The following is a 24,220-nucleotide window of genomic DNA, read 5'->3' as shown; positions in this document are numbered from 1 at the left end:
CAATCGAGACAATTAGAAACAGGGGGACGTACGGCGGAAGCTCGCCAGCAGCTTGTGCAAGCGTTGCGTACGGTTGAAGAAGAAACAACGGCCGAAGTTGTCCGCACGGCAAAAGAAGCCGCTCGTCTGACATCAGTAGAAGCAAAAGCGGAGCAGCTCAAACAAGTGTCAGAAGTAAGGAAACAAGCGGAAAGCGCGCCAACGGTGAAAGCGATCGAGGGGCAAGTGAGAGAAGTCGCACGTACATTGCCGAAGGAGCAAGGGGAAAAGGTTACGCGAGCGTTAGAGCAAGCAAAGCAGTTAGAAACAGCGGGACGTACGGCAGAAGCCCGCCAGCAGCTTGTGCAAGCGTTGCGTACGGTTGAAGAAGAAACAACGGCTGAAGTTGTCCACACGGCAAAAGAAGTGTCTCGTCCAACGCCAGTAGAAGCAAAAGCGGAGCAGCTCAAACAAGTGTCAGAAGTGCGAAAACAAGCAGAAAGCGCGCCGACGGTTAAAGCGGTCGAGCCGCAAGTGAGAGAGGTCGCACGTACATTGCCTGTGGAGCAGTCAGAAAAGGTTACGCGAGCGTTAGAGCAAGCAAAGCAGTTAGAAACAGCGGGACGTACGGCAGAAGCTCGCCAGCAGCTTGTGCAAGCGTTGCGTACGGTTGAAGAAGAAACAACGGCTGACGTTGTCCGCACGGCAAAAGAAGCCGCTCGTCCAACGCCAGTAGAAGCAAAAGCGGAGCAGCTCAAACAAGTGTCAGAGGTGCGGAAACAAGCGGAAAGCGCGCCGACGGTGAAAGCGGTCGAGGGGCAAGTGAGAGAGGTCGCACGTACATTGCCAGCGGACCAAGGGGAAAAGGTCGTTCGTGCGCTCAATCAAGCAAAATTGTTTGAAACGGTTGGTCGAGGTGCGGAGGCTCGCGATCGACTCGTGCAAACATTGCGCGCGGTCGAACAGCAGCTGGCGCCTGAGCATGTCAAGCGCGCTCATGTGATAGCTGATCAACTGCAGCAACAGACGATGACGTTGACCGAAGCGGTGCGGCAGCTACAAGCCGATCATACGCTCGCAAAACAACCGTCCGTATTTGAAGCGCTGAAACAAGCAACGCAAACGCTGCAAAGCGCGCGTCAACAGCTTATGACATCGCTTTTGACAGCTGAACGTGGCGAACAACGAGAAAACGACGCCCGCGCCGCCGTTGTGCAAGCAATAAAAACGATGCAAAAGGAGCCGAACGTAAAAGAAGCGTTGCATATGGCGCGTGCGCAGCTTGCCCAACATATGGAGCCTTCGCTTCAAGAAGCGTTTGCCCGCGCGGAGCAACTAGCTGAAAGCGGTCGAGAAATAGCCGCAAGACAAACGATCGTTCAAGCGCTTCAACAAGTTGAACAGACGTTGTTGCCAAACAATACCGTAACAGCTGATGATGCGGTGTACGAATCATTAGCTGTGCTCGGCTTGCAATCAAAAGATATAATCGTGCAAAATGTCACGAAACGGATGGCAGAAGCGACGAAACAGTTCCAACAAACGAAGCGCGATATGATGCGCAACTTAGATGCGATCGATCATCTTATTACCCAATATAAGCAAGCGGCGCGACCGCAAGCAAAGCAATTGCTAGAAACGACGATTAAACAGCTCGATCAAACGATTTTAAAAAGCGATGCGATGTTGTTTGCCGATATGACGATGGAGAAAAAATTGTTGCAGGCGAGCTCGCAATTAGCGGAAGCGAAAAAGCTGTTAGAGAAAGGGCAGCTGGCGGAGGCGCAGAAAATCGTAAAGCAAGTCAAAAGTACGCTTGAACAAATGCAATTTAAGCCAGTAGATGTCAAAGTAAAACATTTTATCGAGGCGCAGTCGCTTAAACAACTAGCACCTGAACGCGCGCTGCTCCAGCAATGGAACGACATCGTCCAGCCGGAACCGTCCGCCCGCCATATGTTGCAAACGATCCGCCGGCTCGGATTGATGCATGAAGCGGATGTCGCGAACAATCTCGTCTTTCATGGTGAAGGCGAACGGCAAGAAGAAACGATAAAAGGGCTTCTAATGAAGTTGGCACAAGCGAACGGAGAAGCGGCGAAACAAGCGGAACAAGCGCTAACGAACATGACTGGTCAACAGCTTTTAAACAAAAACGATCAAGGAAGCGCGATGCAAACGCTCTTTTTCACCATTCCACTTTTGCTTCAAAAAGAAGCAAAAGACGTGAACGTATATGTGAACGCCCGTAACGACGGAAAAAGAGTGGATTGGGAAAATTGCAGTTTGTACTTTTTACTTGAAACGAAAAAGCTCGGTGATGTTGGCGTGTTGCTGAGCGCGAACGAGCGCACGCTTTCCGTGACGTTCCGCAACGATCGAGAAGATTTTGCCGAACGTATGCGTCCGCTTGTTGAAACCGCGACAAAGCGGCTTGAAGAAATTGGCTACCGCGTCGGCAACGTGCAATTTACGACGTTTGCGACAAAAGAGGAAGAACGAACGAACGAGCCGAAGCGAGCAACATGGACGGAGAAAGGATATGATTTTACAATATGATGTACTTTAACCAAAAACGAAAGCGTGAAATAAACGGTCCGTCGGCGGCGGTCATTCGCTACGAACAAGGAGATAAAGCGCCGACCGTCGTCGCCCACGGGCGCGGCTATGTCGCTGAAAAAATTATCGAACTCGCTAAGCAAAACGGCGTGCCGATCGAACAAGATGCCGCGCTCGTTCAACATTTGCTTGACCTTGACCTTGGCGATACGATTCCCCCGCAACTATACGCGGTGATCGCAGAAATTTTAATTTTAATTGAAAAAATGGAGAAAAACTATTAAACAATAAAAAAACGTGACGATAAATAAAGTAGGTGAACGAAAAAAGGGGAGTGAGCGCGTGGAATTTTTAACCGAAGAAGCGGTGTACAAAAAAACGCCGCAACAGTTAACAGCGCTGCTTTATGAAGGGCTTATCGACAGCTTAGAAGAAGCGATTGAAAGCACAAAAAAGGGCGATTATGCCCATGCAAATAGACGCTTGCAAAAGGCAAACGATATTTTACAACGTCTTGGCGTAGGTTTAAACTACGACGCCGGCATTATCGCCCATCAACTAGACGCATTATATAATTACATGGCAGAGCGTCTTATTGATGCGAACGTGAAAAAAGACGTAGCGATGATGCAAGAAGTGCTAACGATCGCAAAAGGCATTGCGGACGCATGGAATGAAGCGTTGAAAAAACAACCGACAACAAACGTTGCGGCAAAAAAAGCGGCGACATATGAACAATTTATTATGACAGAGTAAAGGAGAGGCAAAAATGAGAATTAACCATAACATTCAAGCATTAAACGCTTATCGTAACTTAGCGGTCAACCAATCGAATACAGCGAAAAACTTAGAAAAACTTTCCTCTGGTTTACGCATTAACCGCGCAGCAGACGATGCAGCAGGGTTAGCCATTTCCGAAAAAATGCGCTCGCAAATTCGCGGCTTAGAAGTCGCAGAGCGCAACGCGTTAGATGCGATTTCGCTTATTCAAACAGCGGAGGGGGCGTTAAGTTCTGTCCATAGCATGCTTCAGCGTATGCGTGAATTGGCGGTGCAGGCTTCAAACGGAACGAACACGACGGAGGACAGAAACGCACTCGATCAAGAGGTACAACAGTTGATTACGGAGATCACGCGCGTGGCTACCTCAACAGACTTTAACAAAACAGCACTTTTAGACGGTACTTTTTCTGCAGTGAACTTTCAGATTGGTGCCAATGCTGGTCAATCTATTACATTAAGCATCGGTGATATGAGGGCGTCAGGCTTAACGGTCAATGCTTTAAGTATAACGACTTACAGTGGGGCGCAAGGGGCTATTTCTGCTCTTGACGTTGCCATTGCAAAAGTATCCGAAGAACGGGGCAAATTGGGGGCTTACCAAAACCGTCTCGAACATACAATTAACAACTTAAAAACAGCGCATGAAAACTTAACGTCCGCAGAGTCACGCATTCGCGATACAGATATGGCGATGGAGATGACGAACTTTACGAAAAACAACATTTTAAACCAAGCAGCACAGGCGATGCTTGCGCAGTCAAACCAATTGCCGCAAGGAATTTTACAATTGTTAAAAAGCTAATAGGTAAAAAAGAGGGTAGGTCGATGCGGCCTCGCCCTTTTTTTGTACGTGTGGCATAATATAAAGAAAAAGGTGTGAGCGATGATGGAAGTGCAAAAAGTGTCACGGGCGTCGTTAAATCGCGTTGTGAAAAAGGATGACGCGCCGATGGAGTCGGTATCGTTTACGGAAGTGATGCAGAAGAAAAAAAGCGATGTGTTGTTTGAACGGTTTCAAGCGATGGCGCAACAAATTGAAGCGCAAGGGAAAAAATTAGCCGAGTCGCAAACGGTCGAAGACTTAAAAACGTATAAAAAGCTTGTTAAACAGTTTTTAGATGATGCGGTAAAAAATAGTTTGCAGCTTGAAGAACAGCGCGGATTTAGCCGCGGGGGACGGTCGAAAATTTATAAGCTCGTGAAAGAAGTCGATCAAAAGTTAGTTGAGCTGACGAACGCGGTGTTGGAAAAAGAGAAAAAAGGGCTTGATTTGCTTGGATTAGTCGGTGAAATTCAAGGGCTTATTATTAACATATATACGTAAGGTGGGAGAATGATGTTAGATAACTGCCCGAAATGTGGAAGTTTGTTTGTGCGCACGCAATTTCGTGACGTATGTGAGGCGTGCTATAAAGAGGAAGAAAAATTGTTTGAAAAAGTGTATGCATTTATTCGGAAACGGGAGAATCGCACAGCAACGATGTCACAAGTTGTTGAAGCGACAGGTGTAGAAGAAGCGCTCATTATTAAATGGATTAAAAAAGGACGCCTGCAGCTCGTTCATTTCCCAAATCTCGGCTACCCATGCGAAAAGTGCGGAACAATGATTCGTGAAGGTCGTTTATGTTCGGCATGTATTGGCGGCATTCAAAAAGAGATAACGAAACTGCAACAAGAAGAAGAGCGGCAAAAACAGGCGAAACGACAAACGACATATTTTACAGATCGCAAAAAAGAATAGCTAAATATTTTTCCCGATTAGCCGATAATAAAGGTAGACGAAAAAGAACGGAAAAAGCGAGGTGGGAACATGAAAATTCATCGCATTCAACCGATGAACGTCAATCCGTATGAGCGGACGACGAGGATAGAAAAGCCAACAAAAGCAACGAAAAAGACAGATCAAGTCGAAATTTCAAGTGCGGCGAAAGAGTTGCAAGAAGCGGCGAGATTTTCTTCAGAACGGTTAGAAAAAGTGGAGCGGTTAAAAGCAGAGATTGAGTCGGGCTCGTATAAGCCAGATGCGCGCGCTGTAGCTGAAAGCGTGTTGCGCTATTATAAACGATGACGGGGCGAATGAACATGATCGATTTAATGCAAAAGCTGCTGAAACTTCACCGCGGTTTACTTCAGCTCGCTAAGCAAAAAACGGAAGCGATTAAAAAAAGCGACATCGGTGCATTGCAAGACATGATGAATAAAGAGCAAACATACGTCATGGCCATTCGTCAGCTCGAGAGCGAACGAATGCGCCTTCTCGCCCATCTACATGAAGAAGAGCGGACGGTTCGACGTTATGCGGAACAGCTGGAAGAGACAGAACGTGCAACGTTGCTTCAGCTAGCAAGCGATTTAAGTGAAACTATTGCACAGCTAAAACAACAAAACGAACTAAATATGCAGCTGTTGCAGCAGTCGCTTCAGTTTATTCATTTTACATTAGATGTCATCATGCCAAACGAACATGACATCACGTACGATCCAAAACGAACAGATGAACTGCCGACGCGGTCATCATTCGAAGCAAAAACGTAAGGGGGTTTTTTTGTGCTTTCGACATTTCACGGTTTAGAAACGGTACGGCGCGGGATGACCGCCCAACAACAAGCGCTTTACGTAACGGGGCATAATATCGCAAACGCCAACACACCGGGTTACTCGCGCCAACGGGTAAACTTTGAACAAACGCCGCCATATCCATTTGCGTCGAAAAACCGTCCGGTCATGCCCGGACAAATGGGAACAGGAGTGGAAGGCGGAACGGTACAGCGAATGCGCGAAGAGTTTTTAGATGTGCAATATCGTGGAGAAAATATGAAATACGGCTATTGGAATACGCGTGCAGAAGCGTTGTATAAAATGGAAGAAATTATGAATGAACCGTCAGACGAAGGATTGGCAAAAACGCTCGATCGCTTTTGGCAAGCGCTTCAAGACTTAGCGGTAAACCCATCCAATTCGGGGGCGCGCTCCGTCGTTCGTCAGCGCGGCATCGCTGTTGCGGAGACGTTTCATTATTTATCGAGCTCACTCAAATCGATTCGTGATGATATAAAAAATGAGCTTGACGTAACAGTGAAAGCTGTAAATTCATTGGCGCGTCAGTTAAATGACTTAAACAAACAAATTAGCGAAGTCGAAGTGCACGGCTATTTGCCGAACGATTTATATGATGAACGAAATCGGCTGTTAGATGAATTGTCGCAATATGTGAACGTTAAAGTGACTCCTGTGCCAAGTGGAGGCAGCGCATTAAAAATTGCGGAAGGACGTTTTACGGTAGAGTTAGTGGATCGAACAGGTAGCACAGTCATCGGCACTCTTGTTGATGGGCGACTTGGGAAAGTCAATGAATTTCAAGTCACATATCAAGATAACGTAGCTAAGACGGGACCAATTGTTAGTTTTTCGCTTGGTGATACATCGTTTTCCACATTTGAACGCCTAAAGGAAAACGGAAAAGTAGGAGCCCTTCTTTATTCATATGGATATAGCGAAGATGGAGGCACAACGACGAAAGGGTTATATCCCGAAATGTTAAGTAATTTAAACGCCATGGCAAAAGCGTTTGCAGATAAGTTTAATGATGTGCATTCTAGTGGATTTAGCGTAACGGAAATAAAAGGTAATGTAACTACTCCGGGCACAAAACAATTTTTCACTTACGATTCTAATGATCCAGCGGGAACTTTTGATGTTGCACAAATAATCAAAGATTCGCTCGACAATATTGCTGCATCAGCAACAGGTCAAATCGGCGACGGAAGTAACGCTCAAGCGTTAGCCGAAGTGAAAAATGGCATGATGAACATCGCTGGCAATACGACAACAATTCAAAACTTTTATGAGAGCTTAATCGGGCAAATGGCGGTGAATGCCCAAGAGGCGAAACGGCTGTCGCAAAATAGTGAGACGCTTCGTCAATCGGTTGATGAACGGCGCATGGCGGTCAGCTCCGTATCGCTTGATGAAGAAATGATGAACATGATGAAATTCCAGCATGCGTATAACGCCTCTGCACGCATGATTACAATGATTGACCAAATGCTTGATAAAATCATTAATAACATGGGTCTTGTCGGAAGGTAGGTGAGTAACGTATGCGCGTCACGCAAATGATGCTAGCGAACAATACGCTTCGCAACGTCAGCAAAAGCTACGATAAGCTTGGCACGTATCAGCAACAGCTAGCGACAGGGAAAAAAATTCATCGCCCATCTGAAGATCCTGTCGTGGCGATGAAAGGGATGCACTATCGTACGAGCTTAACGGAAATTGAGCAGTTTCAACGCAATTTATCCGAAGCGTATACGTGGATGGAAAATTCGGAATCAGCGTTAGGTCATACAACAAGTGTATTGCAACGCGCTCGCGAACTCGTTGTGCAAGCGAAAAACGGCACGCTCGGTTCCGAAGATCGTCAAGCGATCGCCCGTGAAATCGAACAGTTGAAAAAAGACTTAGTGCAAGTGGCGAACACGAAAGTGGCAGGAAAGTATATTTTCAACGGTACAAACATCGAACAAGCGCCTGTCACAGACGGCACGCCTCCGACTGTCACGAACAACAACGATGATTTTATGGTCGAAGTCGCCAAAGGGGTAAAATTAAAAATTAACGTCACGCCTAACAATGTGTTTAAGCAAGGATTGTTCGATACGTTGCAGGATATTGAAGATGTGTTAAACGGTAAATCGACATCAGGAAAAACTTTAGATAACTTATTATCTGATTTGGATAATCATTTAAATGCCGTACTTGCAGAACGGGCAGAGCTAGGTGCGCGCGTGAACCGTTTAGAGCTCGTGGAGCAGCGTCTTGCCGAACAACAGCTGATCGCGAAACGAATGATTTCCGATAACGAAGATGCTGATATTGAAAAAATTATTACAGAGTTAAAGTCGCAAGAAAGTGTGCATCGGGCAGCGCTTTCTGTCGGGGCGCGCATCATTCAGCCAACGCTCGTCGACTTCTTGCGTTAAGGGGATGATGAACGATGAGAATCCCGCAGCTAACGATGCAAGCAACATTTCCGCAACTATCGATCACCATTGAACGCGGGTATATGCATATGCGCCAACAACAAGCAGAGCTGTCGATCGAGCAGCCGCAACCGCAATTGGAAATGAAAACGACGCCTCCGCGCTTAACGATCGACCAGACGGAAGCGCGTGCCGATGTGGATTTAAAACATATTTTTCGTCGCATTGAAGAAGCGGCGCAAGAAGGGTATGCGGCTTGGTTATCGTATTTAGAAACGACAGCGATGCAAGGCGATGAATTAATGCGCATTGAACAAGGCGGCGACGTGCTCGCGATGCAAGCACAAGCGAACAGCGAGCGTCCGTCTTTCGACTATAACGTTGGGCTAATTCCACGTCCATTTAGCGTAAAAATCGGCTTTGAACAAGGGCGCATCGAGATGAATTGGCAAACGTCAGGAGCGCGCATTCATATTGAACCGCGCCCTGTACAAATCGACTATAAACCGAACGTCGTGCATATCGATTTAGCGCGCCATAACGAGTTGCGCATTGACATTAGCGTATAAATGAGGGATTCATATGAACATTGAGACGAAATACCACGGAACGGTGCAGCTATCCGACATGGCGATCGTGTCATTCGAACACGGGCTACCGGGGTTTGAACATGAAAAGCAATTCGCCTTGCTGCCGATTCACGATTCGCCATTTACCGTTTTGCAATCCATTAAAAACAAAGACGTAGCGTTTGTTATGATCGAGCCGTTTTCGTACTTTCCAACATACGAAGTTGAACTCGATGATGCAACGTGTGAACAATTAAACATTCAAGCAGAAAACGACGTGGCGCTCTACGTCATTTTAACGGTTGCCGAACCGTTTACAAACACGACGGCAAACTTACAAGCACCTGTCGTCATTAACGTTCGCGAACGAATCGGCAAGCAAGTTATTTTAACAAATACGCGATACAAAACGAAACATCGGCTATTTCCAGAAACGGTTGAGGCGAAATAAGGGGGCGGGAACGTGCTTGTATTAACGCGCAAATTAAAAGAAGCGATCCACATTGGTGACGATATCGAAGTCGTTGTTCTCGCCATCGATGGCGATCAAGTGAAGCTTGGCATTCGCGCGCCGAAGCATATCGACGTGCATCGAAAAGAAATATATCTCGCTATTCAACAAGAAAACAACGCAGCATCACTCGCCTCCATGACTTCGCTTCAACAACTATCCGATCAACTAAAGAAAGGAGGGGAAGAAAATGAGCGTTAGCATCGGCGGCGTTCACGTTCCTGGCGTCATCGCGCGCATCGTTCAAGACAACAAAGCGATCGCCGAACAAGCATTAAATGAAATCATCAATAAACATAAAGACGACCCAGCGCGCGTCATTAAAGAAATCCAGCAGCCATCACCGTTCTCGCAATTTCTGGACATTAAAGTATAAAATTTTTTTCATCACCCTATTAAACTTTGAAAAAACGATCCGATAATAAACGTGAGGGCAAGAAGGAAGGGCGGCCGACTTCATTCTTGCTGAACAAAACCACACGGACGTGGGAAAAACATATTCAAGGAGGAATACACAATGAGAATTAACCACAACATCGCGGCGTTAAATACGCATCGTCAGTTGACTGTTGGCACATTAAATGCATCGAAAAATATGGAGAAATTGTCTTCGGGTCTTCGTATTAACCGTGCAGGCGACGATGCAGCAGGTTTGGCAATTTCTGAGAAAATGCGCGGGCAAATTCGCGGGTTAGAAATGGCAGCGAAAAACTCACAAGATGCGATTTCGTTAATCCAAACTGCTGAGGGCGCGTTAAACGAAACACATGCAATTCTTCAACGCATGCGCGAACTAGCGGTACAAGGTGGTAACGACACAAATACAACGATTGACCGCGATCAAATTCAAAAAGAACTGAACCAATTAATTTCTGAGATTGACCGTATTTCAACGACGACACAATTTAACACGAAGAACTTGCTCGATGGTTCATTAAATGCGACGTTCCAAGTAGGGGCGAATGATGGACAAATTATTAATTTGCAAATTTCTACAATGAGCTCTGCTGCGTTAACGTTGGATGGAACGAACATCTCTGTTGCAGACAACGCGAAGGCTAGCGCATCGATTGCTAAAATTGACAGCGCCATTAACGCAGTATCACAAGAGCGTTCAAAACTTGGTGCATTGCAAAACCGTTTGGAGTACACAATTAACAACTTATCTACTTCTGCAGAAAACTTAACAGCTGCAGAATCTCGTATTCGCGACGTAGATTATGCTTTAGCCGCATAAGCGGTGACAAGCACAGTCGTCCTAGCTGGAAACGGCTAGTGAGGATAACCGGGTGAATTGCTGGAAACCCCTTAGAGCCTTTGGCGCCACAACGAAGCTGGAAACGGCAAGCGTGACGGCTTGAAAAGTCAAGGGATTGGGCAACCAGCAGCCAAGCTCCTGTGACGAAAGTCTGGAGAAGGTTCAACGACTAGGGTATACCGCCTAAGGCGAGCGCTATGGCGATGAAACCCGTAGGTGAAGCGATGGTGAGAGACATCGTGAATCCGAAGTGCCCGGCCCCTAACAGGTAAAGCTGAGGGTGAAGATATAGTCTAGTCATTTGCGAAAGCAAATGTTCGCACGATGGCGAAAGAAATGATGGAGTTCACGAAGAACAACATCCTCTCTCAAGCAGCACAAGCAATGTTGGCTCAATCCAATCAAATGCCACAAGGAGTTTTGCAGTTACTTCGGTAATTTGATTGGAAGGGCGTCTTAGCTGGAAACGGCTAAGAGGATAACTGGGTGAATTGCTGGGAAGCCCTAAAGCTTTCCTTGCCACAACGAAGCTGGAAACGGCAAGCGTGACGGCGTGAAAAAAGGAAAGATGCTACAATGGGCAATCAGCAGCCAAGCTCCTGTGAGGAAACTCTGGAGAAGGTTCAACGACTAGGACATACCACCTAAGGCGAGTGCTATGGTGATGAAGTCCGTAGGGAATTTCCCGAAGTGCCCAGCCCTTCGCTAGCCAAACGGCTAGAAAGGTGAAGAAATAGTCTACACAACGATCGAAAGACGTTGCGGCATGGCAAGCCAACCAACAACCACAAGGAGTATTACAATTGCTCCGTTAATGAAGCAACAAGAGATCTTAGGTTTTCTAAGGTCTCTTGTTTATTTCTCTCCATTTGTACGTAACAGACCAGTAGCTCCGTTGCAATGCGTTTGCAATTTCTTGAACAGTTGCTCCATCCTTTTTCATCTTTTTTATAAGCTGTATTTCTTCTTCGGTGTAATTTTTCCAACGATCAGCGTTGCTTACTAAAACTTTAAAATCAGGGTACTTACTTTTCCATTTTGTATTTTCCATTTGCAAACGCTCGTTCCAATTTGTTTTATAATACATGGATGGGCAATCGATCGTAATAGGGGAAATAAGATCTAAAAATAAGAATGTTTCTTTTACAGATGTCGTTTTCAAAATTACTCCTTGTCCATCTTTTCGTCTGCTTAATTGAAATTTTATACCAAAGGTGTGGAAGATGTGTTGTTGTAGTTGCTGAAGTTCGGTTGCTGTGTAGCATTGTAAGTAGAGATAGATGTGCGGTGTTAAGTAAATCTGTTTTTTTCGAATATTTATTCTTGAAGAGATGCAAAGAGCCCCATCATCCATGTACAAGAAAGCAAGAAAGTGCGGAAGCGTGCAATATGATAACAAACGCACTGGAACACGTTTTACCCCGTCTTCATCGTAAAAGTGAGCATATAGTGCCGTAAACAGTTGTAAAGAAGCAGAACGAATAGATTGACTCCTTGGTGTTATGTACAACAGTTTATCAAAAAATGATACTTTCCACTGTCGATATTCTTTCTGAGCTATTCCAAAATGTTCACGGTAGCTATGATTTTTTCTCCGACTGTTTGAATAGATCTTTGTAATTTCCCCATCACCTATGATACTAGCAATTAAAATATTCTGTTGAATAGGAGTTAATCGCCAGAAATCTTCCATATGGTTTTTCCTCCTAACAAGAACGTGTATTCTTTGTTTTACTCATTATAACACGTTTTTGAATAGATGTGTGTATTTTTCATTAGACGTTCGTCAGAATCTTTTGTTTTAGAGGGTTTCATAAAGCATAAAATGAATAATTACTATATTTGTTTTCTCTCCTCTTCACATCTTCACCTTTTTATCCGATATAAACAGTAGATGAACACATCTATAAAGAGTGAAGGAAGGAAAAAATACGATGAAACCATTTTTATCGTTATGTATGATCGTAAAAAACGAAGAAAAAGTATTACAACGTTGTTTAGATTCTGTACATGGTATTGTTGATGAAATCGTTATCGTTGATACAGGTTCAACAGATGCAACGAAGGAGATTGCGTTGAAATATACGAATAAAGTATATGATTTTGAATGGACGAATAACTTCGCTGACGCGCGCAACTTTGCCCAGAAACATGCGACGGGAGAATGGATTCTCGTATTGGATGCGGATGAGTATGTTGAGCGTACGAACTTGCAAGAGATGATCCAACAATTAAAACAAGCTGATGATCGTGTAGAAGCGTATGATGTGAGTATTTATAACTTTGTAGGTGTATACGGTGAACGAGTGCTCCAACATCGCCATACGCGCATTTATCGCAACGTGCCATATTTGCGCTACGATCGTGCGGTTCATGAGCAATTGCGGCATGTAAGCGGGGAGTATGTTGAAGCTAAGACAGGTATTTTAACTATTTATCATACAGGTTACATGCGGCATGTAGTGGCAGAAAAGAAAAAGCATGACCGAAATGCACAATTGATTGAGCGTGAGATGAAGGCAGGAGAGAGCGTTGCTTTTGACTATTTTAATTTAGGAAACGAGCATCTTTCAAAAGGAGAAGTCGAACAGGCGCTACAAGCATTTATTCAAGCGTATCAATATAAAAAAGATATTCGTCTAAGTTGGGTTTCGTATTGTCTTGTGCAAATTATTTTATGTTTAAAGTATTTACAGCGGTTTGATGATGCTTTGCGAGTGATTGCTGATGCGGAGAATATATATAGCGAAACGGCTGATTTTCCATTTTTACGCGGGGAGATTTACTACTTGCAACATCGCTACGATGATGCTTTGAAGCAGCTTGAATACTTGCTGGAAAACAAAGGAAAGTATCCTTACACAATTAAAACATTTGAATACATTGAGTATGATCCGCATATGTTGCTTGGTCAAATTTACAAACATAAAGGAAATTTACAAAAAGCAATATATCACTTTTCTTGTGCGCTTTCGTTTAATCGAAAAAGTTACGAAGCGCTTTACAACGTATTGCAATTGCTTGCTCGTGTTCATAGTGAAGCGGAAATAGTCCAATTTATTGAAAACAAACAGTTGGCGAACGATTTGTTGGCTATTTCGCTAGTTGCCCGCATCGCTTCTGCTTTACATTTAGAAAACGTGATGAAATGGCTTGTTACAAAACTAGATGATGCTGTCATTCAACGTGGATTTGAAATTAAAGCAAATATGTTACAAAATGCTTACGACGACGCCTTACAGAAAATATTGAAAAGTTCTGTGGCAGATTTACAGACGTATGTTCGTTCGGGCAGTTTAGACTCTTACGATTTATTAGTTTTGGCATTCAAAACAAATCAATGGGATGTCGTTCGCTTATTGCTTCATCTCGTTTCCGATCAAAAGGAAAAAGAGTTTTTGCTGTTTATGTTGAATGAGCATGAACAAGCACCTGAATCGATGTTTTACTTATTTTTACTCGAACGAACGATTCAGTTAAAAGAGTACGAGCTGTTTGAGCAATTTCTTGCTTTGAAAAATCGATTTGCTCCATCTGTTCATATTCAAGTGGCACATTTGCTTCATCGCTATGAATTTACCGACGTAGCGCTCCAATTGTATCGTTCAGTCGATAATATGAACGATTGGGATGCGAATGCATTCGTCAATGTGATGGAAGCGTTGGCGGTAAAAAATGAGATCATGGAAGCGATGCAGTACGGGTTATTAGCAATTAGCTTTGGTCATCACGATTTTCGTTTGTATAAATATGTCATTGAACTAATGGATATATGTGGGATGAGTGAAGAAAAGAAGAAGATTGTTCAACAAGCGAAACAATTATATCCGGACAGTGAATGGTTACTAAAACACAAAGATTAATTCGAACAATACAGGTATTTTATTTAGAAATGAAATAGAAAAATTATGTTATTGTACGTTTGTAAATTAGAGTGCTGTTTCAGAAATAAAAGGCTTTTTAGGTAGTCAATGTAGGTTTTCGTGGGACCAACCAGTAAAAATCTGGATTGATGCATATAATTCTTTTGACTGGAAGAAAAATGTTTAATGTCTTGATATGAGATCATTTTTCCATATGCTTTGGCAAAAGGTGCGAATAGTGATTTGGATAAATAACAAGTCGAGCACATTTGTGTAGTTATACGTGAAGCCAAAATAAAATTGTATCATGTTAAAAATTGGTTGATTTATTTATAGGAACAATAATTTGTCAATTTATAATATTGCGAGGTAATGAAAATGAAAAAGAGGGTGCTAATCGGTAGTCCCATTCATCAAAAGGCATCAATCCTGCAGTTATTTTTAACATCCCTTGAGTATATAAATACAGAAGGACTTGAGGTTCACTACCTATTTGTAGACGATAACGAAAGTCAAGATGCAAAAAAAATTCTCTCAGACTTTATGAGGAGAAAAAATACAGCCTATATACTAAATAGTACAGATACCCAGAGTTATATTTGTGATGAAAGTACCCATTACTGGAATGAAAATTTAGTTTGGAAAGTCGCCCACTTTAAAAACGTTATTATTCAATTTGCTTTGGATAAAAAATTTGACTATCTTTTTCTTATTGACTCTGATATTGTGTTGCATCCAGAAACGTTACAAAAGCTAATTGAAGCAGAAAAAGATATTGTCTCTAATATTTTTTGGACAAGATGGGAACCAAATTTTCCGGAATTGCCACAAGTTTGGGTGTTTGATCAATACGGTCAGTATTATTATAAAAGGGGTGAAAGGTTAACTGAGGAGCAAATACGTGAAAGACATCAACAGTTTTTAGAAATGCTAAGGAAGCCGGGAATATATGAGGTTGGCGGTCTTGGAGCGTGTACATTAATCAGCAGAAGGGCGTTACAGGCCGGTGTCAATTTCAATGAAATTAAAAATGTTTCGTTTTGGGGAGAGGATAGGCATTTCTGTATAAGAGCTCAAGCTCTAGGTTTTGACTTGTTCGTAGATACTCACTATCCTGCATTTCATATTTATAGAGAGTCGGATTGTGAAAAGGCGCAAGAGTTTATGATGAGGAACATTAAAGAAAAAATGGAAAAAGAGTTGTTTTGTAAAATAAAGTTTGCGTTTGAAAGTATAGGTTCATTCGATTATGAAAAAGGATACGAAGATTTATCAACTGCTTATTTTTCTAATCAGATGCGTCAACGTGTTCTCGATGAGATTCAAAGTCAGTTAGAGGATAATGTTAGGAGAAAGCTTCGGGTAAAAGCAAACGTTTATGGCTGCCAAGTTAAAGAAATAAGTTTGAAAGCGCAAAAAGGGATTATCACGTTTATGTTGGAGAACAATGGGGTAGAAGGAGGGAGTACATTTTCTGAGACCTTTTTATGTGAGTCCGAAGTAATTAAAGAAGGGAATGAATGGTTTATTCATTCGTTATCTGTTGTTGATAAGATAGAGGATATGGATTACAAGATTGGGCACACAGGCTATGTTGTAAGAAGGAGAAAAAATATTTCTCTAGTATATACGAATTTATCTGGTATGAATACAGTAGCTTTGCATAAGCTAATACCAGAGAATATAAGAACCGAGTTTAACGTCCAACTAATTAAGCAAAATCTTTCCGCTGAGTATTTTAAACAACTGATAGATAGTGATGCAGTTGTCGTCACTGAGGGGAATTATTTATTGAATAAAAAGGAAATTAATAAGAGTCAACTTGTTGTAGATACATGGCACGGATTCCCTCTAAAGGCTATGGGGTTTGTTGATAAAGGGGAGAAATATAAAGATCGTATAAATAAGGTTTGGGAGAATGTTGACATAATTGCGTCCTACTCTAAATTATTTAATTGTGTTATGAATCAATGTATTAACACTGATCCGAGTAAATATATAATAACGGGATCTCCACGCAATGACTTCCTTTACTTGAGTGATGGAAGAGAAATTCTATCAAGAATGACGGGAATAAATCTCGAGGGGAAACGGATACTCCTATACATGCCTACTTATCGTTCTTCCCCAAGAGGAAACAGACGTGACGGGAATAGAAAATGGGGTAATATTTTCGGCATGGGGTTATTTAACTATTCGTCATTTACTCAGTTTTTACAGGAGAACGACCTCGTATTATTAGTGAAATTGCATCCAGCGGAAGAGGCTGAGGTAATTGGTGATGTTCAAGAAAATGAAAATATATTTGTTTTAAGGGGTGGTATGTTAGAGGAAAATCATGTGGATTTATATGAAATTGTGAATGCAGCCGATCTTTTGATTACCGATTATTCTTCTATTTATTTTGATTATCTATTACTAAATCGTCCGATAATATTTACTCCTATCGACTTGGCTGAGTATGAAAATACAAGAGGATTGTTGTTGGGACCTTACGAGAGATGGACTCCCGGTCCTAAGGTTCTGGATCAGGCATGTTTGGAGAAGGAAATTTTAAAAAGTTTAGCAGATCAAAAGTATTATGAAGCAGAAAGGGAGCATTTGTCTGATTTAGTTCACTTTTATAAAGATTCGAAATCTACCGAAAGATTATGGGAGGCTATAATCGAAGGACTTTCGTTAATGTGATTTTAGTTAAGATACATTGTGAACATGATGTGCACATCGTATATTTCCAAAAAAATAAGTTAAGGAATTTCAATAAGGAAAAGGTGGAAATGGTGAGACGGGTGATCACGTATGGTACATTTGACTTGTTGCATTACGGGCATATTCATTTGTTGAGGCGAGCTAAGCAACTAGGGGATTATTTAATAGTCGGCTTGTCAACTGATGAATTTAATGAAATGAAAGGAAAGAAGTCTTACTTTTCTTATGAACAGAGAAAATTATTGTTAGAGGCTATCAAGTATGTAGACGAAGTAATTCCTGAGGAAAATTGGGAACAGAAGGTTAGAGATATTCTTTCCTACAGTATAGATATCTTTGTAATGGGGGACGATTGGAGGGGGAAGTTTGATTTCTTAAATAATTATTGTCAGGTTGTGTATTTGCAAAGGACGGTAGAGGTTTCGACAACCAAAATAAAAATGGATATACAAAGAGACGTTTCTTTTTTGTGTCAAGAATGATTGATATCTTAAAAGTAAAATGACTTTTGGTGAATAAAGGGTTTTATACGGTGTATGTGGAGTTCATGAGGTGAAGCGTTGAAAACATTAGCTTTAGTTATGATTGTAAAAAATGAAGAAAAACATTTAGCTCGCTGTTTACAAAGCGTGCAACAGATCGTTGATAATATTGTGATTGTCGATACAGGCTCTACCGATGCGACGAAAGAGATTGCTTACTCGTTCGGGGCGAATGTGTTTGATTTCGAATGGGTGAATGACTTTTCAGCGGCGCGCAACTATGCGCTCATGCAATCAACGTGCGATTGGAATCTTGTGCTTGACGCTGATGAATATATTGTGAATGACTGTAAGGGCATCATCAGACATTTTATTGAAACAAATGGGCGGACCATCGGACGTATTAAACTGGTGAACGAATTTATTCAAAACGGCGAGCGACGATACGCCCAATCTTACTTATCACGGTTGCTTCCTAAAGGGGTAACGTACAGCGGGAGAATTCATGAGCAAGTCGATTCTCCATTTCCACGCAAAAATGTTCATGTCGAAGTGTACCATGATGGATACGTTCACACGAATAAAACAGAACGAAACTTGGAATTGCTATTGCAAGAGTTAAAACAACATCCAACCGATGATTATGTTTTATATCAAGTGGGTAAGCAGTACAAACTGTTGCAGCAATTTAACATGGCGGAGAAGTATTTTGAGAAAAGTTATCGTCTCGTTCCTCTTCATGCGTCGTATCGTCATACGTTAGTTGTTGATTATTTATATACGATCATTGCCAACCGTTCGTTTGAACAAGGATTGCAAGTCATCGCAATAGAGAAAAAAAGATTAGATGATTCGCCGGATTTCCATTTTGCGTGCGGACTGTTTTACATGGATGCGATTTTTTGTCATATGGATCGTTATGCACATTTGTTTCCGTTAATTGAACGATGTTTTACCCGCTGCTTAGAAATTGGCGAAACAGAGAAATACGATCGTGTGCGTGGAACGGGGAGTTTTTTGGCAGCGTACAATCTTGGTGTGTTTTACGAAGTGACGGGACAAATCGAGAAAGCTGTTCATTTTTATAAACAGGCGGCAGATGAAGGATATGGAAAGGCTATTGAGCGGTTAAATAGGCTGTTGGGAAAGTAATAGGCTACTTTATAAAGTGAGACGAAAGGAGAAAAATGAGCTCTTTTCTCCTTTTGTTTTTTCGAAAAGTTTTTAGAATTTTAGCTGTTTTTAAGATGTTTCAGATTCATACAACAATCCTTGTGCATCTCGTCAAGCCTTCACAATAAAAGTCTTTGCACCGAGAAAAAATGAAAGTTGGTGAATCCACCACATAGATGAAGTGTTTTTCTTTTTCCCCCTTCAAATTTTCCTTCCCTCATCCGATATAAACGGTAGGAACGTATATGCAAAGGAGCGAACGGTGATGATTGAACGAATTTCTTCTTCTCTTTCTTCCACATATATGTATGAAAAAATAACAGAACGTCCAGCAGAGCAGCCAAAGCAAGAGCAAGCTACCGTGCAGCAAGCGGTAGCCAAGCAAGATGAAGAGCGCATTCCAAAAGAAAAACTTGAAGAAATTGTAAAGGGAATGAACGAATTTTTACAGCCGAGCCGTACGTCGTTAAAGTTTAACGTGCATGAAGATTTAAAAGAATATTATGTCCAGCTTATTGATGAACGAACAAAAGAAGTAGTTCGCGAAATTCCACCGAAAAAATTGTTGGATATGTACGCGGCGATGATGAAGTTTGTCGGTTTGGTCGTCGACCGAAAAATTTAGGAGGTGACACATATGAGTATGATGCGAATTGGTGGATTGGCAAGTGGTATGGACATCGACAAAATTGTTGGGGATTTAATGAAAGTCGAGCGTGCGCCCATTGATAAATTAAAACAAAAAAAGCAATTGCTTGAATGGCAGCGCGACGCATATCGCGATATGAACCGTTTATTAGACGCATTAGATAAACATATTTTCGACGGTGTCATGCGCCAAAGCACGTTTTTGCAGAAAAAAGTGACGAGTTCGAATGAGAACGTCGTGACGGCAACTGCCACTCCGTCCGCTGCGAACCAAACAGTAGAAATTGGCAATATTACTCAGCTTGCAACTGCAGCAAGATGGACGTCTGAAAGTGCCATCCAAACTGTAGGGGCGTTTGATCCGAATGCGAAATTGAAAGATGTCACCTTTCTGGTGGGGGGAGTTACTCCTGTTAATTTGACTAGTTCGTTAACAGTTAAATTGGCTGTAACTGATCCTAACGGCGGTACAAAAAATGTTGAAATAAGTGTGGATCCAAACAATGATACAATTCAGTCAGTTATCAATAAAATGAATCAACATACAGATCTGGGTGTAAACGCATTTTTTGACGACGTCACAAAAAAAGTGGTTATTAACAAAAAACAAACAGGGGCTGGCGCTTCTATACAAGTTATTGAGGGACAAGAATTGTTTCAAGCATTTGGTTTTACAGCTGCCCTAAACAATCTGGAACTGACAGGGAAAGTTGACGGACAAAACGCCAATTTTACAATTAACGGTCTTACAACAGAGCGCACATCAAACACGTTTACAATTAACGGCATGACGTATACGTTGAAAAATACGCATGCAGGGACGGTAACGATATCCTCAACAACAAATACGGATGCGATTTTTAACTCGATTAAATCGTTTGTCGATAAGTATAATGAAACGATTGATGAAATCAATAAAAAGCTAAAAGAAACGCGTTATCGCGATTATCAGCCGCTCACAGATGAGCAGCGTGAACAGTTGACGGAAAAGCAGGCGGAGAAGTGGGAAGAGAAAGCGAGAAGCGGCATTTTGCGCGGCGACTCGATTTTATCGAACGCCCTCTCTAGCATGCGCCAAGCGTTGTATCGAAAAGTTGAAGCAGCGCCAGAAGGGTTTCAACAGCTTGCGCAAATTGGCATTACGACGACACCAAACTATTTAGAAGGCGGAAAGTTAATTATCGACGAAGCGAAACTAAGACAAAAAATCGAAGAGAATCCAGACGCGATTTATCGTTTATTTAGCAACAGTGGTGAAGGAAATGCGAAAGGGATCGTCCGTCAACTGCGCGATGAAATTAGAAAGACGATCAAAAGCATTGAGGATAAAGCAGGAAATACGTTCAAAGTTGCGAATCAATATGTCATTGGAAAAAGCATCATTGATCTTGATACGCGCATTAGTGCGGCGGAAGATCGATTAAAACGAGTAGAGAGCCGTTATTGGAAGCAGTTTTCTGCGATGGAAAAGGCGGTGCAGCGGGCAAACTCGCAAAGTATGTATTTGATGAACGCTTTTGGCGGCGGGGGACAATAATTTAGGAGGTTGAACGATGAACCCATATCAGTCTTATCAAACGAACGCGGTGCAAACAGCGTCGCCGGGAGAGTTAACGCTTATGCTTTATAACGGATGTTTAAAGTTTATTGCCCAAGCGAAAAGAGCAATTGAAGAGAAAAACATTGAAGCGCGCAATACGAACTTGTTGAAAGCGCAAAAAATTATTCAAGAGCTGATGGTGACGCTCAATATGGAATATGAAGTAGCGAAGTCGATGATGACGATGTACGACTATATGTACCGTCGTTTAGTTGAAGCAAATATTAAAAGCGACATCACGATTTTAGAAGAAGTCGAAGGATACGTCAAAGAGTTCCGTGATACGTGGAAACAAGTGATTCAGCTGAATCGTCAACGTCAATATGCGCAGGGCGGTCACGTGTAATGAACGTCGTTGCGGAGCTTTTGCAGGCGACGAAGGCGTTAGTTGAATGCCTTCGTCAGCCTGTTGAAAAAGATAAACGTGATGCGGTCATTGAGCAAGTTGAAGAGCTGCTTGAAAAGCGGGAACAGCTGCTCAAGCAGCTTCCGCATCCGTTAACAGATGAACAAAAACAAATAGGGAAAGAGCTGCTTTCGCTTGATCGAGAGGCAAACGAACTTCTTCGCGAGCTGAAACAACAAATTCAACAAGATTTAAAACAAACGAAACAAACGAAAATTGCCGCTGAGCGTTATGATGAGGTATACGATTCACTAGCTATCGACGGCATGTTTTATGATAAACGAAGGTAGGTATGAATATGTTACAATTAACTCCAGAACAATTAACAGTCGTTCGCCAATATGCGACGTTATTAGACACGATCGAAGAAGGATTTCAGTACGTTAAGGAAAGTTTTGTGGATTATGAGCGGACGCAAGGAGACGTCGTGCTTGCCGACATTTTAGAAGCGTTCGATCAAATTGATGCGGTAAATGAGCGGTCGCTCGCGCAATTTTTTGCTGGGGAGGAAGCGGTGCTACACGAGCTGAAACGATTTTCTTCTGTTGTCGAGGAAGCGTGGAAGTTAGACGGAAAGTTGCAAGACACGAATGGAAAGCAACAAGTCGTTGAACGACATTTAGCTCCAGCGTTTGAGGCGTGGAAAGTAAGCATGATGCAACATCTTCGTCCGTATATTGAGCAATAATAGAAGGTGCGAGTGAATCGCACCTTCTATCGTTTAAAATGCTTCTGTAATTGTAACGTTTACTTCCTTTCGCAAGTCGATTTCAAACGGTGATTTGAGCGTCTCTCCATTCGGATTTTGTAAAATGCGAACGACAGGGCGAAGTGGATATTCAGGGAAAATTTTCGAGACGACACCGCGATATCCGGTATTTAATACGATGTTTGTGCCAAGCGGATAAATGGCAACATATTTCAAAAACGTTTTAATGAGTTCATAATCAAACAACGTGTTGCCAGCTGCACATAAATATTCGGCCGCTTCGTGTGGCGAATGTTGTTGGCGATGATCGCGCGGTGAAGTGAGTGCATCAAACACGTCTGCAATTGCAATAATGCGCGCGAATTCGTGAATGTATTTGCCAGCTGCTTTGTGGGGGTAACCGCTTCCGTCAAAACGTTCATGATGTTGCAAGGCACAGTAAGCGGAAGATGGCGAAATATTATTTTGCTTTTTCAATAGTTCAAATCCAAATTCCGTATGATGTGATATAATTCGGCGTTCCTCAGGGCTAAGAGGCCCTTTTTTCGCCCAAAGTGCACTCGGAATTTGCGTCATGCCGATATCAAATAAAAGCGCCCCAACACCTAAATCGAGCAATTGTTGCGAGGAATAACCTTTCGCTAATCCGATGACACCTGCGATCGTTGCCACATTGACTGAATGGTGAAAAAAATACCCTTTTGAAATGACAAGGTCGGATAAGTTAATGAGCAAGTTTTCTCTGCTTAATAAGTAGTCTAAAATTTCCTTAAATATTTTTTGATATTGTTGGCCGAGATCGAGCGATGAAACGCGCTGTACTGCCTTTTGCTCCTCGATGAGCTCCGTCATCGTTTCATACACCTTTTTTACCGCCTGTTGTCGTACAACTGGACTAATTGTCGGGCTTTCTTCGATATCGAATGTAAAGATGTCGTGAATATAAATATGGCGAATGCCGTTTTCGCGCAGTCCACGAATGTATGAGTCGGTGAGTTTTACCCCTTTCGCAAGCAAAACAGCTCCGTTTGGTCCATAAATGTCGACAGCGAGCACATCGCCGCTTTTTGCTTCAAATATGTGCACTTTTCGCATGCGATAACACCTCAGTAAAAAAATACGAACGCTTTTCATCATCTATAAATTATAGCATAATTATCCATTGTTTTGTTCATCATTTTTTCACAAAAAATGTGACGATTGAGAAGGAGTTTTGTAGGGAATTGTAGAAATAAGTAACTAACCTTTCATAAAAGGAGGAGCAGCGTATGAAATACAACATTCGCGGAGAAAACATCGAGGTTACACAAGCGATTCGAGAGTATGTCGAGAAAAAGATCGGGAAATTAGAGCGTTATTTCGAATCAACCGAAGGAATTACTGTTTACGTTAACTTAAAAGTATATAATGATAAGCAGGCGAAAATTGAAGTCACTATTCCAATGCCACAAATCGTGTTGCGTGCCGAAGAGCGCCATGACGATATGTATGCGGCAATCGATTTGGTCGTTGATAAACTTGAACGCCAAATTCGTAAACATAAAACGAAAGTGAATCGAAAAATGCGCGAAAAAGAAGCAAACGGTGTGACGCTCACAACAACAGCTCCTGTGGCAACAGAAGAGCATGAGGAAGAAGAATTTGAAGTTGTGCGTACGAAACGTTTTAGCTTAAAGCCGATGGATAGCGAAGAAGCGATCTTACAAATGAATATGCTTGGCCATAACTTTTACGTCTTTATTAACGCAGAAACAAACCGTACAAACGTTGTGTACAAACGGAAAGACGGCAAATACGGCTTAATTGAAGCGAACTAATCTTCTCACCCTCTGTCGAATGAAGGCAGAGGGTGGTATAATGTGAAAGGAGCATTCCTGTTAGAAAGGTTTTCGGGGACTTGAAAGAAAAAAGCCCTCTTGGTATGATGCAGGGGTGTCAACACCTAAAATCAGACCAAGGAGGACTATACAGTGAATTGTACACGAAATC

The 24,220-nt window shown here is 42.4% G+C and carries 26 protein-coding genes and 2 pseudogenes; 26 read left to right on the top strand and 2 right to left on the bottom strand.

Annotation, left to right across the window (positions count from 1 at the left end):
• From K1I44_RS13435 to K1I44_RS13360, 16 genes and pseudogenes are all read left to right on the top strand, one after another.
• Positions 1-2,538: pseudogene (locus tag K1I44_RS13435) on the top strand (metal-dependent peptidase); the annotation flags it as partial.
• A complete protein-coding gene (locus tag K1I44_RS13430) occupies positions 2,535-2,822 on the top strand; it encodes an EscU/YscU/HrcU family type III secretion system export apparatus switch protein (protein ID WP_091703328.1) in 288 nt (95 codons plus the stop codon). The pseudogene K1I44_RS13435 and the gene K1I44_RS13430, both read left to right, overlap by 4 nt.
• Before the next feature lie 58 nt (positions 2,823-2,880).
• Positions 2,881-3,294, top strand: coding sequence for a flagellar export chaperone FliS (fliS, locus tag K1I44_RS13425; protein WP_219986438.1), 414 nt, complete (start codon positions 2,881-2,883; stop codon positions 3,292-3,294).
• A 13-nt stretch (positions 3,295-3,307) separates the two neighbouring features.
• Entirely contained in the window at positions 3,308-4,123 is an 816-nt protein-coding gene (locus K1I44_RS13420) for a flagellin N-terminal helical domain-containing protein (protein ID WP_219986437.1), read from the top strand.
• A gap of 84 nt (positions 4,124-4,207) precedes the next feature.
• On the top strand, positions 4,208-4,645 hold the full coding sequence (locus K1I44_RS13415) for a YaaR family protein (protein WP_219986440.1): 438 nt from the start codon (positions 4,208-4,210) through the stop codon (positions 4,643-4,645).
• 12 nt (positions 4,646-4,657) lie between these two features.
• Positions 4,658-5,062, top strand: coding sequence for a TIGR03826 family flagellar region protein (locus tag K1I44_RS13410; protein WP_219986436.1), 405 nt, complete (start codon positions 4,658-4,660; stop codon positions 5,060-5,062).
• Positions 5,063-5,131: 69 nt separating this feature from the next.
• Positions 5,132-5,389, top strand: a complete 258-nt coding sequence (flgM, locus tag K1I44_RS13405) for a flagellar biosynthesis anti-sigma factor FlgM (RefSeq protein WP_219986435.1) — start codon at positions 5,132-5,134, stop codon at positions 5,387-5,389.
• Positions 5,390-5,403: 14 nt separating this feature from the next.
• Positions 5,404-5,856 (top strand): flagellar protein FlgN, encoded by a 453-nt coding sequence (locus tag K1I44_RS13400; protein ID WP_219986434.1) that lies wholly within the window; start codon positions 5,404-5,406, stop codon positions 5,854-5,856.
• A gap of 12 nt (positions 5,857-5,868) precedes the next feature.
• A complete protein-coding gene (gene flgK, locus K1I44_RS13395; protein ID WP_219986433.1) occupies positions 5,869-7,410 on the top strand; it encodes a flagellar hook-associated protein FlgK in 1,542 nt (513 codons plus the stop codon).
• Positions 7,411-7,421: 11 nt separating this feature from the next.
• Positions 7,422-8,303 (top strand): flagellar hook-associated protein FlgL, encoded by an 882-nt coding sequence (gene flgL, locus K1I44_RS13390; RefSeq protein WP_219986432.1) that lies wholly within the window; start codon positions 7,422-7,424, stop codon positions 8,301-8,303.
• Between the two features lie 14 nt (positions 8,304-8,317).
• Positions 8,318-8,872 (top strand): DUF6470 family protein, encoded by a 555-nt coding sequence (locus K1I44_RS13385; protein WP_219986431.1) that lies wholly within the window; start codon positions 8,318-8,320, stop codon positions 8,870-8,872.
• 13 nt (positions 8,873-8,885) lie between these two features.
• Positions 8,886-9,323, top strand: coding sequence for a flagellar assembly protein FliW (gene fliW, locus K1I44_RS13380; RefSeq protein WP_219986430.1), 438 nt, complete (start codon positions 8,886-8,888; stop codon positions 9,321-9,323).
• 12 nt (positions 9,324-9,335) lie between these two features.
• A complete protein-coding gene (csrA, locus tag K1I44_RS13375) occupies positions 9,336-9,584 on the top strand; it encodes a carbon storage regulator CsrA (RefSeq protein ID WP_219986429.1) in 249 nt (82 codons plus the stop codon).
• Positions 9,574-9,759, top strand: a complete 186-nt coding sequence (locus K1I44_RS13370) for a hypothetical protein (RefSeq protein ID WP_219986428.1) — start codon at positions 9,574-9,576, stop codon at positions 9,757-9,759. The genes csrA and K1I44_RS13370 overlap by 11 nt, the downstream gene beginning before the upstream one ends.
• 141 nt (positions 9,760-9,900) lie before the next feature.
• Positions 9,901-10,620, top strand: a complete 720-nt coding sequence (locus K1I44_RS13365) for a flagellin N-terminal helical domain-containing protein (protein ID WP_219986427.1) — start codon at positions 9,901-9,903, stop codon at positions 10,618-10,620.
• 345 nt (positions 10,621-10,965) lie between these two features.
• Positions 10,966-11,079, top strand: a pseudogene (locus K1I44_RS13360) (flagellin); the annotation flags it as partial.
• A gap of 403 nt (positions 11,080-11,482) precedes the next feature.
• Here the strand turns inward: K1I44_RS13360 and K1I44_RS13355 are convergent.
• Positions 11,483-12,334: a DNA endonuclease gene (locus tag K1I44_RS13355; protein WP_219986426.1), complete on the bottom strand. Its 852-nt coding sequence runs from the start codon at positions 12,332-12,334 to the stop codon at positions 11,483-11,485.
• Between the two features lie 241 nt (positions 12,335-12,575).
• Here K1I44_RS13355 and K1I44_RS13350 point away from each other — a divergent pair, with 241 nt between their 5' ends.
• The 9 genes from K1I44_RS13350 (at position 12,576) to K1I44_RS13310 (ending at position 22,210) form a co-directional block, all read left to right on the top strand.
• The gene (locus K1I44_RS13350) at positions 12,576-14,504 is read left to right on the top strand and encodes a glycosyltransferase (RefSeq protein WP_219986425.1); all 1,929 of its coding nucleotides are present in this window, start codon (positions 12,576-12,578) and stop codon (positions 14,502-14,504) included.
• Positions 14,505-14,882: 378 nt separating this feature from the next.
• On the top strand, positions 14,883-17,192 hold the full coding sequence (locus K1I44_RS13345) for a CDP-glycerol glycerophosphotransferase family protein (protein ID WP_219986424.1): 2,310 nt from the start codon (positions 14,883-14,885) through the stop codon (positions 17,190-17,192).
• A 92-nt stretch (positions 17,193-17,284) separates the two neighbouring features.
• On the top strand, positions 17,285-17,695 hold the full coding sequence (gene tagD / locus K1I44_RS13340; RefSeq protein WP_219986423.1) for a glycerol-3-phosphate cytidylyltransferase: 411 nt from the start codon (positions 17,285-17,287) through the stop codon (positions 17,693-17,695).
• 78 nt (positions 17,696-17,773) lie between these two features.
• Complete coding sequence (locus tag K1I44_RS13335; protein ID WP_255573431.1) at positions 17,774-18,847, top strand: glycosyltransferase family 2 protein; 1,074 nt, start codon at positions 17,774-17,776, stop codon at positions 18,845-18,847.
• A 286-nt stretch (positions 18,848-19,133) separates the two neighbouring features.
• A complete protein-coding gene (gene flaG, locus K1I44_RS13330; protein ID WP_219986422.1) occupies positions 19,134-19,493 on the top strand; it encodes a flagellar protein FlaG in 360 nt (119 codons plus the stop codon).
• A gap of 12 nt (positions 19,494-19,505) precedes the next feature.
• The gene (locus K1I44_RS13325) at positions 19,506-21,053 is read left to right on the top strand and encodes a flagellar hook-associated protein 2 (protein WP_219986421.1); all 1,548 of its coding nucleotides are present in this window, start codon (positions 19,506-19,508) and stop codon (positions 21,051-21,053) included.
• A 16-nt stretch (positions 21,054-21,069) separates the two neighbouring features.
• Positions 21,070-21,462: a flagellar export chaperone FliS gene (fliS, locus tag K1I44_RS13320; RefSeq protein WP_219986420.1), complete on the top strand. Its 393-nt coding sequence runs from the start codon at positions 21,070-21,072 to the stop codon at positions 21,460-21,462.
• Positions 21,462-21,812 (top strand): flagellar protein FliT, encoded by a 351-nt coding sequence (gene fliT / locus K1I44_RS13315; protein ID WP_219986419.1) that lies wholly within the window; start codon positions 21,462-21,464, stop codon positions 21,810-21,812. The genes fliS (K1I44_RS13320) and fliT overlap by 1 nt, the downstream gene beginning before the upstream one ends.
• Before the next feature lie 8 nt (positions 21,813-21,820).
• A complete protein-coding gene (locus K1I44_RS13310; RefSeq protein WP_219986418.1) occupies positions 21,821-22,210 on the top strand; it encodes a DUF8042 domain-containing protein in 390 nt (129 codons plus the stop codon).
• Positions 22,211-22,243: 33 nt separating this feature from the next.
• Here K1I44_RS13310 and K1I44_RS13305 read toward each other — a convergent pair whose 3' ends face one another.
• Entirely contained in the window at positions 22,244-23,326 is a 1,083-nt protein-coding gene (locus K1I44_RS13305) for an HD-GYP domain-containing protein (protein ID WP_219986417.1), read from the bottom strand.
• A gap of 173 nt (positions 23,327-23,499) precedes the next feature.
• Between K1I44_RS13305 and hpf the strand changes: the two genes are divergently transcribed.
• Positions 23,500-24,048, top strand: coding sequence for a ribosome hibernation-promoting factor, HPF/YfiA family (gene hpf / locus K1I44_RS13300; protein WP_003397353.1), 549 nt, complete (start codon positions 23,500-23,502; stop codon positions 24,046-24,048).
• Positions 24,049-24,220 lie beyond the last annotated feature (172 nt).

The sequence above is a fragment of the Anoxybacillus sp. ST4 genome (assembly GCF_019448545.1).
GTDB classification, from domain to species: Bacteria; Bacillota; Bacilli; order Bacillales; family Anoxybacillaceae; genus Anoxybacillus; species Anoxybacillus pushchinoensis.
This window is presented reverse-complemented; position numbering and strand designations above follow the sequence as displayed.

What these genes read in the sequence shown, in the direction of transcription:
- fliW (WP_219986430.1), top strand. Translation starts at nt 8,886, where the DNA reads ATGAACATTGAGACGAAATACCACGGAACGGTGCAGCTATCCGACATG.
- K1I44_RS13305 (WP_219986417.1), bottom strand. Translation starts at nt 23,326, where the DNA reads ATGCGAAAAGTGCACATATTTGAAGCAAAAAGCGGCGATGTGCTCGCT.
- fliS (WP_219986420.1), top strand. Translation starts at nt 21,070, where the DNA reads ATGAACCCATATCAGTCTTATCAAACGAACGCGGTGCAAACAGCGTCG.
- K1I44_RS13355 (WP_219986426.1), bottom strand. Translation starts at nt 12,334, where the DNA reads ATGGAAGATTTCTGGCGATTAACTCCTATTCAACAGAATATTTTAATT.
- fliT (WP_219986419.1), top strand. Translation starts at nt 21,462, where the DNA reads ATGAACGTCGTTGCGGAGCTTTTGCAGGCGACGAAGGCGTTAGTTGAA.
- K1I44_RS13420 (WP_219986437.1), top strand. Translation starts at nt 3,308, where the DNA reads ATGAGAATTAACCATAACATTCAAGCATTAAACGCTTATCGTAACTTA.
- flgL (WP_219986432.1), top strand. Translation starts at nt 7,422, where the DNA reads ATGCGCGTCACGCAAATGATGCTAGCGAACAATACGCTTCGCAACGTC.
- flgM (WP_219986435.1), top strand. Translation starts at nt 5,132, where the DNA reads ATGAAAATTCATCGCATTCAACCGATGAACGTCAATCCGTATGAGCGG.
- K1I44_RS13410 (WP_219986436.1), top strand. Translation starts at nt 4,658, where the DNA reads ATGTTAGATAACTGCCCGAAATGTGGAAGTTTGTTTGTGCGCACGCAA.
- K1I44_RS13385 (WP_219986431.1), top strand. Translation starts at nt 8,318, where the DNA reads ATGAGAATCCCGCAGCTAACGATGCAAGCAACATTTCCGCAACTATCG.
- K1I44_RS13310 (WP_219986418.1), top strand. Translation starts at nt 21,821, where the DNA reads ATGTTACAATTAACTCCAGAACAATTAACAGTCGTTCGCCAATATGCG.
- K1I44_RS13370 (WP_219986428.1), top strand. Translation starts at nt 9,574, where the DNA reads ATGAGCGTTAGCATCGGCGGCGTTCACGTTCCTGGCGTCATCGCGCGC.
- K1I44_RS13400 (WP_219986434.1), top strand. Translation starts at nt 5,404, where the DNA reads ATGATCGATTTAATGCAAAAGCTGCTGAAACTTCACCGCGGTTTACTT.
- K1I44_RS13430 (WP_091703328.1), top strand. Translation starts at nt 2,535, where the DNA reads ATGATGTACTTTAACCAAAAACGAAAGCGTGAAATAAACGGTCCGTCG.
- hpf (WP_003397353.1), top strand. Translation starts at nt 23,500, where the DNA reads ATGAAATACAACATTCGCGGAGAAAACATCGAGGTTACACAAGCGATT.
- K1I44_RS13325 (WP_219986421.1), top strand. Translation starts at nt 19,506, where the DNA reads ATGAGTATGATGCGAATTGGTGGATTGGCAAGTGGTATGGACATCGAC.
- K1I44_RS13350 (WP_219986425.1), top strand. Translation starts at nt 12,576, where the DNA reads ATGAAACCATTTTTATCGTTATGTATGATCGTAAAAAACGAAGAAAAA.
- K1I44_RS13365 (WP_219986427.1), top strand. Translation starts at nt 9,901, where the DNA reads ATGAGAATTAACCACAACATCGCGGCGTTAAATACGCATCGTCAGTTG.
- K1I44_RS13415 (WP_219986440.1), top strand. Translation starts at nt 4,208, where the DNA reads ATGGAAGTGCAAAAAGTGTCACGGGCGTCGTTAAATCGCGTTGTGAAA.
- flaG (WP_219986422.1), top strand. Translation starts at nt 19,134, where the DNA reads ATGATTGAACGAATTTCTTCTTCTCTTTCTTCCACATATATGTATGAA.
- K1I44_RS13345 (WP_219986424.1), top strand. Translation starts at nt 14,883, where the DNA reads ATGAAAAAGAGGGTGCTAATCGGTAGTCCCATTCATCAAAAGGCATCA.